Genomic DNA, 16,288 nt, shown 5'->3' on the forward strand with positions numbered 1-16,288 from the left:
TCTCTACGCCTCCTCCCTGTTCTGTTCCGCCTGTCCCAGCATATACAGACCTACTTCTTCTTTGGTTGCAGTCTTTGCATCCAGTATTCCTGTGATTTTTCCTTCGTACATAACTACGATCCGGTCTGACATATCCATAACTTCGTCTAAATCAGCGGAAACCAGCAAAATGGCTTTTCCATCTTTTTTTACATTTTCCAGGATAGTGCGGATGGATTCAATTGCACCGATGTCAACACCTCTGGTTGGCTGTGCTGCGATCAGAAGCTCTCCACCTGCATCTACTTCACGGGCAATAACAATTTTCTGCGCATTTCCACCAGACAGAGACTGGGTAATAACTTCTGCTTTCTTAGGACGGATATCGAATTTTTCAATCAGGTCTTCTGCAAATTTCCTTACTTCTTTTTTATTCCTGTTATGATGACTGGAAAATGGTTTTTGTTCAAATTTCAATGCTGCCAGGTTATCTTCAATAGACATTGCACGATTCAAGCCACGGATGTTACGTTCTTCCGGAATATGGCTTAAGCCTGCTTCTCTGGCTTTCTTCGGTGAAAAATTGGTAATGTTTTTTCCATTTAAGATCACAGACCCTTTTTCCACTTTCCGTAAACCAGTGATTGCCTCAATCAGCTCACTCTGTCCGTTTCCGTCTACTCCGGCAATTCCGACCGTTTCTCCGGCACGCACATGGAAGGAAATTCCACGGATTTTTGAATTTTCTTTTTCACCGGAAGTCCAGAGATTCTCTACCTTTAATACGGTTTCTCCTGGTTTTACTGCGTTTTCCGACTTCACGTGGAGATTGACATTTCTTCCCACCATCAGCTTGGCAAGTTCTGTAGGATTTGTATCTTTTTTATCCACAGTTGTAATATATTTTCCGGCCCGCATGACACTGATCCTGTCTGAAATTTCCATTACCTCATTTAATTTATGAGAAATAAAAATAATAGATTTTCCATCTTTTTTCAGTTCCTGTAAAATTTCAAAAAACTTTACACATTCCTGGGGTGTCAGTACCGCAGTAGGCTCATCCATAATCAGTACATTTGCCCCACGGTACAGAGTTTTGATAATTTCAACCCTCTGTGCTTCTCCTACTGAGATCTGGTCGATACGCTTGTCCGGCTGAATTTCCATATGATAATTATCTATGTAAGTCTGGATTTTTTTCCTGGCTTCTTCGAAATTGATGGTTACACCTTTCTTCGGCTCAAATCCAAGAATCACGTTTTCCAGAACAGTCAGTTCATTTACCAACATAAACTCCTGGTGAACCATTCCAATTCCCTTTTCAATTGCTTTTCCCGGCGTCAGATTCTGCATTTTTTCTCCGCCAATTTTGATTTCACCAGCATCTGGCTGATACAGGCCATACAGCATCTTCATCATGGTCGATTTGCCAGCTCCGTTCTCTCCTATCAGGGAATGAATTTCTCCTTTTTTCAGATTAAAAAAACTATGATCTACCGCTTTTACGGCTGCAAAATTTTTTTCAATATCTGTCATTTCTACAACATAATTTTCTGCACTCATAGTAACCTTGCCCTCTTTCGCTTTTCCAGGGGACTTTCATCCCCCGAAAAAGTACCTGTCATTATTCTTTGTTTCTACTGCTCCGGTTTTCCATAGCCTTCGTAGGAATCTACTACAATCTCACCGCTGACGATTTTTTCCTTTAATTCCTCTACTTTATCAACAATATCCTGCGGGAATTCATCTCCCAGAGATTCCTTTATTACAGCGAAATCAGTAAGTCCCACACCGTCATGTGCCAGATCCATATAAGTAGAGGTTCCGCCTTCAAAGGTTCCGTCAACTACAGATTGAATGATCTGATAAGTACAGTTATCAACATTTTTGGTCATTGAGGTAAAAACAGAGCCTGGATACAGATCGTCCTGGTTTGTATCTACTCCGATTGCATATACCCCCTGCTCGCTTGCAGCTTCCAGCACACCCATACCAGTAATATTTGCTACATTCATAACAACATCTGCGCCCTGGTTGATCTGTGCATTTGCCAGTTCTTTTCCCTTTAATGCGTCTGTGAAGGTTCCTGCAAATGACTGGAGAATTTCGATATCCGGATCAATATATTTTGCCCCCTGCTCATATCCAACATAGAAATCATGCAGTACCGGAATATCCATTCCACCTACCCATCCGATTATTTTCTTATCGTTAATGCCAGGAATATCTGTTTTGGTAGTCAGCATGGCGGCTGCCGCACCAGCAAGGAAAGAGCCTTCATTCTGAGCAAACAACGTGGAAACAACATTATCACCTGCATCGCTGACTCCGTCGATCATGGCAAATTTTGTATCCGGATAATCCGGGCAGTGTTTTTTCATAATTTCTGAAAACTGTGTGGAAACACCGATTACCAGATCGTATCCTGCATCTGCCATAGCTACAAAGTTTGCCTCCCAGTCAGCTGCTTCTCCAGATTCCAGTTCCTGTACTTCTACACCAAAATCTTCAATTGCTTTCTGTGCGCCTTCATGTGCCAGGTCATTAAAGGATTTGTCCCCAAGGAATCCGGAATATACCAGTGCCACCTTCAGTGGTTCTTCCCCATCTGCATATACTGTCATTCCAGTTCCCATAATTCCCATAATCGCTGCCATTGCAGCTGCTAATACTCTTCTCTTCATTTATTTTTCCCCCTGTAAAATTTATAAGCTTTCGTATTCCAGACTGTCATAACGTTTCAGATTGTCTTCCACGATATCCCAGAATTTCTCCACATCCAGTTTCATTGCCACTTTGGAGTTCATTGGTTTGTCTGATAAATGGAATACATCACAATTGGTACGTCCATGGCTGCAGCCTCCGGAAATATCAATCTCCGTATACATCTCTTTCACTTCCATACAGCTTGGATCGATCAGATAAGCAATTGTAGTAGGATCATGAAGCGGGCCGCCTTCCCATCCGAAGGTTCTCTTCTGTGTCATGCAGAAGAATTTCATCAGATCTACAAATAATTTTCCTGCTGTTGTCTTTACATGAGACATTCTCTCTACAATTTCCGGATAGCAAAGAGCCTGTCTGGTCAGATCCAGTCCCATCATTACCACCGGTCTTCCGCAGTGGAATACTACATAAGCAGCTTCTGCATCAGCCATAATATTAAATTCTGCTGCCGGAGTTACATTTCCATGCTGGTAAGCGCCGCCCATCAACACGATTTCATCTATTTTCTCCAGGATGCGTGGCTCTTTCTTAATGGCCATTGCAATGTTGCTTAACGGTCCTGTTGGAACCAGTGTCACATTGTCTTCGGAATTCATCACAGTTTCAATGATAAAATCTACCGCATGTCTGGGATCCAGTTGCTTCGCCAATGGACCAAATACAGGACCATCAAGGCCGGAATCTCCGTGTACTCTCTCTTCTGTAGGAAGGGAAGGACGAACAATCGCATCTGCCAGTCCTTTACATACCGGAACATCAATGTTCAGAAACTGGCATACATTCAGGGCATTTTTTGTAACCTTTTCCAGTGTCTGATTTCCTCTTACTGTGGTAATACCAAGAAGCTCCAGCTTCGGGTTTCTTGCTGCCAGCATAATTGCTACAGCATCATCATGTCCTGGGTCGCAGTCAATAATAATTTTTCTTTTCTTATCCATTTTCTTTTTCCTCTCGCTTTCTTTGCTTTTACTTGATCTGTTCTACTGTCTCTGTTTTTGGTAAACTTTTGATAAAACGTTTTATCTCTTTCGTGTTTTCACAATACCATTGGTAAAATAAAAAGTCAAGTTTTATCATCTTTGTTTTGTGAGTTTTGTCGTATATTACAATTTTATTTATTTGTTTTTGTGTATATTTCACAGTGCTTTTGCATTGCAATTGCTGGTAATTTATGATAAACTTTTGATAAATCTTTAGTAGTGAGGTAAAGAAATGAAAATCACAATCAAAGATATTGCAGCTGCCGTGGGTGTTTCTCCCGCAACGGTATCCCTGGTTTTAAACAATCGCCCCTCCCGCATTGCAGAGGAAACCAAAGAACGGATCAAAAAAACAGCCGAAGAACTTGGTTATAAACCAAATTCTGCCGCTGTTCTTCTAAAAACCCAGAGAAGCTATACCCTGGGGCTGCTCATTCCCGAAATCTGTAACGATTACTATGGGAAATACGCAAAAGGAATGGAAGACGCCTGCCAGGCAAAAGGCTGGTCTACCTTCTTTTGCACCACCAATAACAATCCAGAGAAAGAGCGTCAATACATAGAAACTCTCCATGCAAAAAACGTAGATGGCCTTTCCATTGTTACAACGCCCTCCAACCAGTCCGGTCTTTTTTCCGGCAACCGTGACCTGATCCTGTCCTATGGCATCCCCATGGTACAGATGGATATGACCGACTACCACAAGCCTGCAAACGCAGTTATTTCCGACCATTTCAAGGGCGGTTATATGGCTACCAGGCATTTGCTTTCTCTTGGGCATACCAGGATTGCTTTTATAACCGGCCCGCAGTTTTTGGAAGGTTCTTCCAGCCGTCTGCGTGGCTGCCAGCAAGCTATGTCCGACGCAGGGATTCCCTGGAATCCTTCCCTTGTTTTTGAGGGAAATTACAGCTACGAATCTGGCTATGCAGCCATTGACAGCCTGATCAGCCAGAAATTTACTGCAGTTTTTGCCTTTAATGATCTTATGGCATACGGGGTTTATAACAGTCTGGAGAAATACAATTTACACATTCCGGATGATGTATCAGTAGTCGGTTATGATGATAATTTTACTTCTGCCATTATCAATCCGCCTTTGACAACTGTCTATCAGCCGATTTACGAAATGGGAAAAACAGCTGCGGAAATCTTAATCCATGCTGCGGAACAGCCTGATACCGAACCTGTGGTAAAAGAATTTGATCTTCAGCTGATCGTGAGAAAAAGTACCAGGGATATTCGTTGAAACGTAAAAACGAGGATACTGTAATCCGAAAATCAATTACAGTATCCTCGTTTTTTATAATTTCATTCATTTCACGTTTTTTATGATTTTATTCGTTTTACGTTTTTCAAAAATTACAATTTTCTAGAGCTTTCCATCCAGCTCCGGCAGACACATAGGTTTCTTCCCTTCCAGCTCATCTGCCATATTCAGCGCCAGTATGTTCCAGTTGATAAAACCTCCATTCATAATCGGTTCTCCATTAAATGGATTGTAATACTCATGAAGACATCCTGTTTTCTCCAGGTCCTCTCCCAGAAGGCGCATGGTGCGCTTATACATAATTTCCGCCTCCATGCGGTATCCGTAGTTCAAAAGTCCGCGGAATACCACATAGTTTGCAACCAGCCAGATCGGGCCAAGCCAGTTGGACGGGTTATTGGTAACAGACAGGTCAAACATTTTCTCATCCTTTGAAAGCGTGGTCAGACCGAAATCAGAACCAAAGGTATCCGGATCAAAAATATGTTTCACCATATCTGCAGCCTGCTCTTTGGTAGCAATTCCTGCATACATAGGAATAAAGCCAGACCATACACGTACCTTGATCGGCAGTGTTTTCCAGAAAACACCTAGTCCCTGGTGGAACCAGTCGTATTTCCTGGTCTTGATATCCACATCAACAGAATAGAAGAAGCGGTCACGTTTGTCCCAGCATTCCTGCTGGATTGCTCCGATCAGAGCTTCACGCTTGTCAAGAAGCTTCTTTGCCGCTTCCTCCTTGCCAAACTGTCTGTATAATCTGGCACCAGCTTCCAGTTCTACACACATAAAGCTGTTCAGATAAATATTGGCAGTGGAAAATGACGGACGGCCAAAAGTAGCCGGATCATTGTCCATGCCGATCATAATATCATCCTGCCATACATACAGTCCGCTGTTTTCATGAAATAATAGTGATCATAACATTCAAAATACTTCGCCACGCCTGAAAGAAATTCTTCCGTCCAGGCATAATCACCAGTATAATCACTGATCAGGCACATCTGACTGCAAAGAAAGGGCTTATGCATATTCATAATCTTGCCTTCCTTATGCCTCATATTCAGATAAGGCTCCGGCCAGTCTGCCACCTCGATCATCATGGGAATATATCCATCTTCCAGCTGATGGTCGAAAAAATTGCGGATATTTCCCTGTGCGTGCTCTATAATTCTTGGCTTCACAGACGGATCCTGGTAGGAATCCGCCAGATTCAGAAAGCCATATACGGACCAGTAGGTATCCCAGTCCCATACATTTCCATCGTAAACAGAGCCCGGATCAATAAACGGGTAACGGATAAAGCTTCGCGGATTCTTAAGCACATCCTCCGTATGAGACATTACAAATTCTTTTAATTCCTGTCTATACTGCTCTGTCCTTTTATCTTCCATAAAATCAACCCTTTACAGCTCCGGCTGTCATACCTTCCATCAGTTTCTTATTCAGTGCCATGTACAGAATCAGAAGTGGGAATACACTCATGGATACAGAAGCGAAAATTGCACCCCAGTTCTTGGATCCAAACTCATCAGAGAAGTACAGAAGTCCTGTCTGAACAGTCTTCAGCGCAGAATCACTAATGAATGTCATGGAAAACAGAAGGTCGTTCCATTTAAAGAAGAACTGAAGAACCAGTACGGTTACAATAGAGTTCTTCATAAGTGGTGTTACAATATGCCACATCAGTCTGTAAATACCACAGCCATCAATAACGGCTGCCTCCATAATATCATCCGGGAAGGAACGAAGATATCCCTGAACCAGATAAATGGATAACGACAGACCAAATGCTATGTACGTAATGATCAGACATGTTCTGGTATTTAACAGGTTTGATCTGCTGTAAATCTGGAACAGCGGGATCAAAGCAATTGCTACCGGAATCATGATACCGAAACGGAAATACTGTGCAACTGCATTTCTGAATTTCCATTTCATCTTTGTTACAGCAAATCCTACAGTTACTGAGAAAAATACAATAAATACAAGTGCTACTAATGTAGTGATCAAACTGTTCTTAAAGAAGGTGGACATATGTCCCCTTGTCCATGCATCAGAATAGTTCTGGAAATAAAATCCATCATTTAACGCATAAGCTGGCTTCTCACTCCACTCAGCCTGTTTCTTAAAGGATGCAGTAAGCATCCAGAATAACGGATAGATCTCAATTACGCAAAGAAGGAAAATTACAATTCCTCGAAAAGCTGCTTTTACTTTTTTCATAATATTTCCTCCTTTCAGTCTTTCACATCAAATCTGTTGATAACAAGAGATCCAACTACACAGATCAGGAAGATCACGATTGCGATAACACTGGCGTAACCAACCTTATTATAAGTAAATGCAACGTCATACATATACATGGACAGTGATTTTGTTGCACTTCCAGGTCCGCCCTTTGTAAGAGCCATAGCAGACTCGAACATTTTTACAGTTCCGGAGAAGCTGAATACAAGGCTGGTAATTACCATCGGACGAAGAAGCGGAAGAAGAATGTTTTTAAATAACTGCCATCCACCGCAGCCGTCGATTCTGGCTGCTTCCAGGATATCATCAGAGATATCAAGGAGTGCTCCATAGAAAATTACGGAATAGAATCCCATGGCTACCCAGATATCCATTACGCACAATGCCCAGAGAGCTGTGCTGGACTGGCCGATCCATGGCTGAACAAGGTTCGTAAAACCAAGAGAGTCAAGCAATGAGTTTAACAGACCATAATTTGGCTGAATCTCATAGATCTTTGCAAACAGCTGACCTACTGCAACAGTAGGAAGTACTACCGGGAAGAAAACCAGAGTTCTTACGATGGTTTTGCATCTTCTCAGCCAGAATTTAAACATCAGGGAAAGTAAAAGTCCCATTCCAACCTGGCCAACGGTTACTACCAATACATATTTACAGTTTACTGTCAATGCATTTAAGAAGTTCTTGTCTCTGAAAAGTCTTGCATAATTGTCAAATCCGGCAAATTCCCACTGAAGTCCCGGGCTGCCGCTGAAGAATGAATAATACAACGACCAGATAACCGGTACCATTACAATAATGGTGTAAATAATCAGTGCCGGAACTACGAAAAGGGATATCGCTTTCTTATTACCTAATACCTTGTTCATAAAATTCCTTCCTTTCTGTGTCAAAAACCATTAAAATTTCGAATTTTTTCAACAAAAACGGGAGTGTCTGCTGGCAAACACTCCCATTTGAAGTTCAAAGCTTATATTGCCAAAGCTGTTACTTACTGCATGTCATATACATCCTGGATGGACTGCATATATTCTTCGCCAGTCATTTCGCCGTTTAACAGAGGCTGTACATTTTCCTGAGCTGTCTTGGAGATTTCGCTAGGCATTTTTGCTTCCCACCATGCAAATCCTTCTGTGGATTTGTCAATCTCGTCAAGAACAAGCTTGGTGTAGTTATCCATATCATCTGCTGCAACATCATATGTGTAACCTTTAACAGTTCCCTGATCTTCCATAGCTACGTTTCCGATGTTCTCCATGAAGTATTTCAGGAACCAGCCAGTAGCCTCATCATATTTGTCATTGTCAAGTGCAAGAATGTTACCACAGTTCATAGAGTAAGAAGTAGCGGAGCTGATGGACTCATCTGCAACCGGAATGTTGAAGAATCCGATTCCGTCCTCGCCTGCCGGGTTCTGGGAATCATCAGTCAGGTTCTGTGTAAACCAGGAACCATTGTAGAAGATGGCTGCTTTTCCACTCATCAGCATGGAACCAGCTGTGTTCATATCAACTGTTGTGATACCTTCTCCGAAGTATCCTTTCTCTGCCCACTCTGCAATCTTATCAGCTGCTGCAACAAGTTTCTCATCTGTATAAGGAACTTCGCCGTCAGCTGCTTTTGTCATAATGTCGTTTCCTGCGGTTCTTACTGCGTATGCATTGATCAGACGGGTTGCACCCCATTTGTCAGATCCGCCGGTTGTAAGAGGCTGGATACCTGCATCGGAAAGTTTCTGAAGAACCTCTTCAAACTCATCCCATGTAGTAGGAACTTCGCATCCTGCCTGCTCGAACAGAGCTTTGTTGTACCAGAAGCCTTCTACGTTCAGTCCAAGAGGAAGATCATAAAGATCATCTGTTCCGGATAATCCTTTCAAAAGCTCAACAGCACCGCTGTTTAAATAATCTGCTGTTCCGATCTCGTCAACAGCTTCTGTAATATTTTTAACCTTTCCGGAATCGATGAGAACGCTGAGCGGAGCACCTGCTTCGTAAGCGAACAGATCCGGAAGATCATTGGATGCTGCAAGTGTAGCAATTTTCTGCTGAAGGTTGTCAGAAGCAACCATCTCATATTCCCATGTAAAATTCGGGTTTACATTTTTCTGATAGTCTTCGCAGATTTTGTTTAACAGCATACCATTGTCATTATCTTCTGCCCAGATGGTAAGGATTTTGATGTTTTTCTCAAGCTGCGGATCCTCTCCTGAGTAATCTGCTGCAAATGTAGGAACTGCAAACATGGTGCTTGCTGTTAATGCTGCCATTAAAATAGCTAATGCTCTCTTTTTCATTATAAATTCCTCCAGAATTTTCAAAATTATTGAACTTTGTTATAATTTACTCTTGATAGCCATTTACTTTTCGGTCACGTTTAATTTGTTTCTTTGTATCCCCGGGAAATATCTTATGGTTATATAATACCATTGTTCTGTTTTTTTACCAGTGCCTAATTTTTTTGGTAATGTACAGTTTTTTTAGACTGTTTTTTATAAAAAATTCTACCTATTCAGGCATTCAATTGTGCCAAATATATAAAATGCACATATTCAGTAAAGCGAATATGTGCATTTTTTGCAAATCCTGTTTTTATCATTCTGCTTTCCACACGTTTCCCTTATACTCATTGGGAGTCATGCCCTCGTGTTTTTTAAAAATATCACAGAAATATCTGTAATTATTATATCCCACCATTTCACTGACTTCATTAACCTTATATCCATCCTGCAACAGCTTCTTCGCCTTTTTTATGCGAAGGTCCGTCAGATATTTCACATAAGATGTGCCAACCTCTGTTTTAAAAAGAACACTTAAGTAAGCCGTGCTCATTCCGGCTCTGTCTGCAAGCTCACTAAGTCCGATATCCTGATCATAATGCTCATCCAGATAAGTAAGAAGCTCCAGGATAACTCTGTGTTTGCTTCCGGTCTGGTCTGCGGTCAGATGCTTGCTGATATCAGACAGAACGCTTTCCCCATAGGCCTGTACTGCTTCTATGCTCTGACATTTTGCCATCTCCTGAAAAGAGACAAGGGACCCTCGTTCCACCTGCTTCTGACTTTCGATCAGTACATCGCTGAGCACACAGAGATGCTTGTAAAATTCCCTGCGAAAATCCTGCAACTCCGGGTAAAGTTCCTGCAGGCATCTGATTGCCTGCCGGCATTCTTCCCGAAATGCTGCAGCATCACAGTCTGTAATACATTTTACACTTCTCTCAAAAGTTCTTTCCAATTCCTGAAATTTCTCGCGATTAGCCTGTGCCTTACGATTATCCTCATGACGAGTCTTCGCCCATTCATCTTCAATTCTGGTAAGGGCTTTTTTCAGTTTGTCTGCTGTAACCGGCTTATCAATATAATCTTTTACGCCAAGAGTAAGCGCCCTCTGCGCATACACAAATTCAGAATAGCCACTGATCACAATAAAATATGTATCCGGACATTCTTCCTTCGCCGCCTCGATCACAGACAGACCATCCAGCCCCGGAATTCGGATATCCGTAATTACTACATCCGGTTTCTCACTTCGGATCACTTCCAGTCCCTGGATTCCGTCATAAGCAGCCCCTACTACCTCATAATCCAGCTTCAGGCGGGAAATTAAAGCCTTAATTCCCTGCACAACTATATATTCATCATCAATTACCACTAAGCGATACATGAAAATCCTCCTTGTATCTGCATTTCCCTATCCCTTATCTTACCGGAACCACAATCGTTACCTTCGTTCCATTGCCTGGACTGCTTTCAAATGTTACGCCGTATTTTTCCCCGTAATTCAACTTTATACGCTCTATTACATTGCGCACTCCATAACCGTTCTCCAGTCTGGACATATCGTCAATTCCCACACCATCATCTTCAATAGTGAAAATCATATTATTCTGCTCCTGCCAGCCGCGAAGGGAAATCTTTCCTTTTCCAATCTTCGGCTCCAGACCGTGATACATGGCATTTTCAATAAATGGCTGAAAAATAAAGGTAATCGTTTCACGCTGAAGAATTTCCCTTCTGATATCCACGAACAGTTCAAAACGATTATTGTAGCGCATATTCTGAAGCTTCATATAGCCCTGCATCCATTTCACAGAATCCGCAACTTTAATATATTTGCTTCCATTATTCAGCGCCAGCTTAAAGTTATCAGAAAGTGCTTCTACCATTTCTGCCATCTGGTCATCCCCATGCATGATTGCAACAAAGTACAGAGAATCCAGTGTATTATAAAGAAAATGGGGATTGATCTGGGACTGAAGCAAAAGCAGCTCTGCTTCCCGTTCATTCAGCTTCACCGCCATAAGATGCTCGGAAAGCTCCAGGTTCGTATTGACCATTTCCTTGAATTTCCGTCCGATCCGGCCAACTTCACTGTAGTCAAACTCTTCTGTAATGTGACGCTCTCCTTCCCCAACCTGTGCAATGGTATTTTCCAGCTGCTTCAGAGGATGGCTGATGGTTCTGGAAATGATTCGTGCCATGAGAAAGCCCACTACAAGAACACAGCCGGCTACCAGAAACGAGGTCAGCCGGATATTTTTGCTCTCTTCACTGATCTCATTTTTCTCCACTACGTTTACAATATGCCAGCCTGTAGTAGAATTGGTGACAGAAGAAAACAGATACAGATGGTTCTCTCCCGGATTAGAATAGGATTGCATAATTGCATTCTCCCCTTCCTCATTTCCCACAAAATAAACCAGCTGATCATCCTCATCTACAACCATAAAGTTACTGGAATCAAAGCTTTCATTGCCCATAACAAAGGATTTTCCCAACAGCTTCTGGCTCAGTCCCACTACCATATAGCCCATTCCCTGTCCATCAGAGGGATTGATCATATATTTCGCATAAGAAAATCCTTTCTTTGTTCCTGCTTTTAAAATACTGTCACGGAAAAAAATTTCCTTTCCCTGCGCAGCCTTTGCCTGTTTCACCCAGCTTTCTTCCAGAATATCCTTATCACTATAATAATTATAGAAATCATAAGTACCCTGGTTCACATTGTTCAGCTGATACACATGCCCATAAAGATCCGTAAATACTATATAATTCACCCACACCTGCTGACTTGCCATTTCATTTGCAATCACACGAAGCTTCACACGGTCTGTGGATGTAAACTTGCTGCCTCCGTATTCATTGCCTTTTTCCAAAATCTGCTGAAGAGCTTCATCATTCAGAAAGCTTCGCCCTACGTCTACAATGTTCTTCAGATTCATATCCATAACGCGGCTGGAATTCTTCAGTGTAGACTGATAAGATGCCCTGTAATTCTGTTCAATCGCATCAATAGAGGTTTTGTATACAATATTCATCAAAACGCCCACACCCAAAAGGGTGATAAGAAACATGGATAAAAAAATCTGATTCTGAATACTCAGCTGTCTCCACGCTTTCTGTATTCCTGAAGGTTCCTTTTTCTTTTCCATATTCTCATCACCCTTTCGCATTTTGCGTTATGATTACTGTTCAAATGCGATATGGTATGTACCGCTTCCCGCTTCGGCAGCCATATAGTCTGCTTCCCTGGTAAATGTCAGTCCATCGCTTTCCAGAACAGCTTTCGCCTTATCCAGACGGATCTCTGCTGTTGTATTTACCGGAATCTGAACAGTTAAAGTAATCTGTTTTCCCTGGACTTCCCATTTTACACCAACATCACCATAAATGCTATGATATTTTCCTGCAGTGTACTTCAGATTTCCACCAATGCGCGGATAGAGTATCGCATGTTTAAAGCCCGGATGTTCCGGATCCGCTTCAATTCCGGCCATTGCACGGTACATCCACTCACCAATAGCCCCATAAGCATAATGGTTAAAGGAGTTCATATCTGCACTCCACATGCTTCCGTCATCCTTCATGCCATCCCAGTGCTCCCAGATCGTAGTGGCACCTTTTTTCACCTGATACAGCCAGGATGGGAAGTCTTCCTTCAGAAGCAGGTCATAGGCTTCCTTCAGAGCGTGGTTCTGACTTAGTGCATGGCAGAAATACGGAGTTCCCACAAATCCGGTAACCAGATGACCGTTTTCTTTGTCCAGAAGGCGTTTCAGACCTTCTACCGTTTTTGTGATATATTTCTCAGGAGTCAGCTGGAAATACAGTGCTACAATATGTGCGGTCTGTGTCTGTGCTGTCATATTTCCTTCTGCGTCGAAGAAGGTCTCCTGGAATTTCTTTACGATCTTATGATAAAGCTCCTCATACTCTGCTGCCACATCCTCTTTTCCAAGGGCTTTCGCCATCTGGACAAAAAGTCCGGTAGAGTATGCATAATAGGCAGTACAGGTCAGATCATTTGGTGTGGCTCCAAAGTAGCTGCCTTCTTCTGCATCAAGAGCTACCCAATCGCCAAACTGCAGCTTATAGTTCCAGATATAATCAACAGCATGGGCACGCATGAAGTCAATCCATCCCTTCATGCTGTTGTACTGTTTTTTCAGAATATCTTTATCCCCATACATCAGATACATGGTCCATGGATTGATGATGGCCGCATCAGCCCAGGCTGCTGCAGAGTGAGGTCCCTGGCGGAGAAGCCAGTTTCCATCTGTACGGCCTTCCTCAATATTCGGAACAACATGTGGTACACCGCCCTCTGGTGTCTGATCAACCTCCAGATCATGGAGCCATTTCTTATAGAACGTATAGGTATTCATCAGATAAGTGGCTGTACGGCAGAAAATCTGCGCATCACCAGTCCAGCCCAGGCGCTCATCACGCTGCGGGCAGTCTGTAGGTACATCAAGGAAATTACTCTTCAGTCCCCACAGGAAATTGTGATGCAGCTGGTTCAGCAGCGGATTCGAACACTCCAGACTTCCGTTTGAAGCCATGTTGGAGTGAAGGGTGCAGGCTGTGAAATTCTCAGCTTTCGGCTCACCTGGATAGGAAACAATCAGCGCATACTGAAATCCCATGTACGTAAAGGTCGGATGCCAGGTAACTGTCTCTTCCCTTGCAAAAGTATATTTCATCGTTGCCTTGGCTGCACGAAGATTGTCCAGATATACATTTCCATCTTTATCCAGAACCTCGAAGCAGTGAAGCTCGATCACATCGCCCGGTTTTCCTGCTGCAGTTACTTCAATTCGTCCTGCCATATTCTGGGCAAAATCAATAACCGTATCTCCTGCCGGTGTTTTGAAAATACGTTTTGCAGGAATACGATCCATTACACGAACCTTTGCAGCGTACTGCGCGCGCATAACCTGTGTATCAAAGAATACAAGCTGAACCGGCTTCCAGTCGCCTTTTGTGGTTTCTGCCTTTGACCAGTCCGGAATCTCAAGGGCTGCATCATAAGTCTCACCATCATAGATTTCTGCAAATACCACCGGTGAATCGCAGCCTTTCCAGGATGGATCCGTATAAACAGATTCTGTTGTTCCATCGGTGTAGCGAATCAGAAGTTCCATGGTGAAAGCAGTCTGGTCGCCATAGTTGTTGCGGGCCTTTGTCAGTCCCATAACGCCTTTGTACCAGCCTGGAGCCAGCATTGCTCCGGCACCGTTAATGCCCTTCTGCAGATATTCCGTTACATCATAGGTCTGATAGAGGAGATGTCTTCTATAGGAGGTCCAGCCCGGTGTCATCTCGTCCTCACCAACTTTTTTGCCATTCAGATAAAACTGATACAGGCCAAGGGCTGTGGTAAAGGCATAGGCTTCTTTTATATCTTTTTTGATTTCAAAGGTTCCTCTTACATAGGTTCCTTTGGAAACGTTCTTATAGGAATCGTCAGTTTCGGCGGATACAAAAGGCGCTTTCCATGCTGGTGCGCCTTCCTCCCACTCACCATTTTTTCCTGCAAGGGCAGTTACAAAGGATGCGGTTTCGCTCCAGTCCGTTTCTTCATGACCATCACTGGCTTTTGCACGGACAAAATAGCGCTTGCCGCTCTCCAGAGAAGCACCTTCTGCATAAACATGTGCAGATTCCTCAGACTCTGTTTTTCCGCTGTTATAGATCAGATCTGTAAAATCAGCGTCTTTTGCAATCTGAAGTTCGTAGGATTTCTGTTTTACATTTTTCTTATCGCTTACAAGTTCCCAGGCAAACTGGGGCATATGGGAAACACCAACCGGGGCTGTTTCATAATCCATATATATTTTCTTGATTGCCAACATTTGTTTTAACCCATCCTTTCTGACATATATTTCTTTGGTATATCGTAACTGTTCAGTACCTTCATGGTCACACACTTCGCAGAATAACATCTACTGAATAATTACGATCCAACACTTTATATTTTTAAATCGTATTTTAGCGTTTTCTCAGATTCAACATCTGTCTTGCCTCATCCGGAGTCGCTGGCTCCAGACCCATGGCGCGGATCAGATTTACCAGTTTCTCAACCACCTGCCAGTTGTACTCGGCATCTACACCTTCTGCCAGATAGTGGCTGTCTTCAAAACCAACTCGTACTACCGTTGCTCCCATAGCAATTGCAGCGGCCAGGAATGTCCAGTTATCACGTCCAAAGTGGGTAACGCCCCAAAGTGCATCAGATGGAACAAAGGAACGGAAAGCTGCCAGCATCTCCGGAGTAGGCTGCATGCCGCCTTTGTGACCAAATACCAGGTTAAACAGCATTGGATCCGCAAATGGCTGCTCAGATTTTACCACTGCCATGTTATGTAACATTCCAATATCAAAAACTTCTGTTTCCGGAAGGATTCCTCTCTTATAAACAGCGTCTGCGCAGTAGCGGATATCATCAAAAGAATTAACATAGACTGCTTCGCCAAGGTTTGTACTTCCGCCATTGAGAGATGCGCTCTCTACCTTGGGATAATCAAGCGGATTGCAGCGTTCCTGGATATTCATATCCGAAACACCGCCTGTAGACGCCTGAACTACCACATCTGTCCGTTTCAGAATCTCATCAAAACACTCAGACATATAAGAAATGTCAGGTGTAAGGCTTCCGTCTGGTTTACGGCAGTGAAGGTGACACATAGCAGCACCAAGTTTTTCGCTTTTCTCTACATCCTCTGCAAGCTTTACTGCATCCACACTGGTTCCTGCCTGTACAGGTGCCAGGGATATAATTACTTTTCTCATTATGTAAAC

General features: G+C 42.9%; 13 protein-coding genes. 1 reads left to right on the forward strand and 12 read right to left on the reverse strand.

Annotation, left to right across the window (positions count from 1 at the left end):
- Positions 1 to 3: 3 nt before the first annotated feature.
- From DW904_RS00725 to DW904_RS00735, 3 genes are all read right to left on the reverse strand, one after another.
- Positions 4 to 1,542 (reverse strand): ABC transporter ATP-binding protein, encoded by a 1,539-nt coding sequence (locus DW904_RS00725; protein WP_118577663.1) that lies wholly within the window; start codon positions 1,540 to 1,542, stop codon positions 4 to 6.
- Positions 1,543 to 1,616: 74 nt separating this feature from the next.
- Complete coding sequence (locus DW904_RS00730) at positions 1,617 to 2,663, reverse strand: BMP family ABC transporter substrate-binding protein (RefSeq protein WP_118577664.1); 1,047 nt, start codon at positions 2,661 to 2,663, stop codon at positions 1,617 to 1,619.
- Positions 2,664 to 2,684: 21 nt separating this feature from the next.
- Positions 2,685 to 3,644 (reverse strand): nucleoside hydrolase, encoded by a 960-nt coding sequence (locus DW904_RS00735; protein WP_118577665.1) that lies wholly within the window; start codon positions 3,642 to 3,644, stop codon positions 2,685 to 2,687.
- Positions 3,645 to 3,918: 274 nt separating this feature from the next.
- On the opposite strand from DW904_RS00735, the gene DW904_RS00740 reads away from it, so the two are divergent.
- Entirely contained in the window at positions 3,919 to 4,935 is a 1,017-nt protein-coding gene (locus DW904_RS00740; RefSeq protein ID WP_118577666.1) for a LacI family DNA-binding transcriptional regulator, read from the forward strand.
- Between the two features lie 123 nt (positions 4,936 to 5,058).
- Here the strand turns inward: DW904_RS00740 and DW904_RS23365 are convergent, their stop codons facing one another.
- The 9 genes from DW904_RS23365 to DW904_RS00780 all read right to left on the reverse strand — a co-directional run bounded on the left by DW904_RS23365 (position 5,059) and on the right by DW904_RS00780 (position 16,279).
- Positions 5,059 to 5,823, reverse strand: a complete 765-nt coding sequence (locus DW904_RS23365; protein ID WP_243110230.1) for a trehalase family glycosidase — start codon at positions 5,821 to 5,823, stop codon at positions 5,059 to 5,061.
- Complete coding sequence (locus tag DW904_RS23370; protein WP_243110231.1) at positions 5,820 to 6,350, reverse strand: hypothetical protein; 531 nt, start codon at positions 6,348 to 6,350, stop codon at positions 5,820 to 5,822. The genes DW904_RS23365 and DW904_RS23370 overlap by 4 nt, the downstream gene beginning before the upstream one ends.
- Before the next feature lie 4 nt (positions 6,351 to 6,354).
- Positions 6,355 to 7,182 carry a carbohydrate ABC transporter permease gene (locus tag DW904_RS00750; protein ID WP_118577667.1) on the reverse strand — a complete coding sequence of 276 codons (828 nt, stop codon included), beginning with the start codon at positions 7,180 to 7,182 and terminating at the stop codon, positions 6,355 to 6,357.
- Between the two features lie 14 nt (positions 7,183 to 7,196).
- Entirely contained in the window at positions 7,197 to 8,075 is an 879-nt protein-coding gene (locus DW904_RS00755) for a sugar ABC transporter permease (protein WP_118577668.1), read from the reverse strand.
- Between the two features lie 122 nt (positions 8,076 to 8,197).
- The gene (locus DW904_RS00760; protein WP_118577669.1) at positions 8,198 to 9,502 is read right to left on the reverse strand and encodes an extracellular solute-binding protein; all 1,305 of its coding nucleotides are present in this window, start codon (positions 9,500 to 9,502) and stop codon (positions 8,198 to 8,200) included.
- A gap of 298 nt (positions 9,503 to 9,800) precedes the next feature.
- Positions 9,801 to 10,871 (reverse strand): response regulator, encoded by a 1,071-nt coding sequence (locus tag DW904_RS00765; RefSeq protein WP_118577670.1) that lies wholly within the window; start codon positions 10,869 to 10,871, stop codon positions 9,801 to 9,803.
- 34 nt (positions 10,872 to 10,905) lie between these two features.
- Positions 10,906 to 12,639, reverse strand: a complete 1,734-nt coding sequence (locus DW904_RS00770; protein ID WP_173734801.1) for a histidine kinase — start codon at positions 12,637 to 12,639, stop codon at positions 10,906 to 10,908.
- A 33-nt stretch (positions 12,640 to 12,672) separates the two neighbouring features.
- On the reverse strand, positions 12,673 to 15,318 hold the full coding sequence (locus DW904_RS00775) for an alpha-L-rhamnosidase (RefSeq protein ID WP_243110232.1): 2,646 nt from the start codon (positions 15,316 to 15,318) through the stop codon (positions 12,673 to 12,675).
- A 160-nt stretch (positions 15,319 to 15,478) separates the two neighbouring features.
- Positions 15,479 to 16,279, reverse strand: coding sequence for a 3-keto-5-aminohexanoate cleavage protein (locus DW904_RS00780; RefSeq protein ID WP_118577673.1), 801 nt, complete (start codon positions 16,277 to 16,279; stop codon positions 15,479 to 15,481).
- Between the last annotated feature and the right edge of the window lie 9 nt (positions 16,280 to 16,288).

Source organism: Ruminococcus sp. AM42-11 (assembly GCF_003480145.1).
GTDB lineage: Bacteria > Bacillota > Clostridia > Lachnospirales > Lachnospiraceae > Blautia_A > Blautia_A faecis.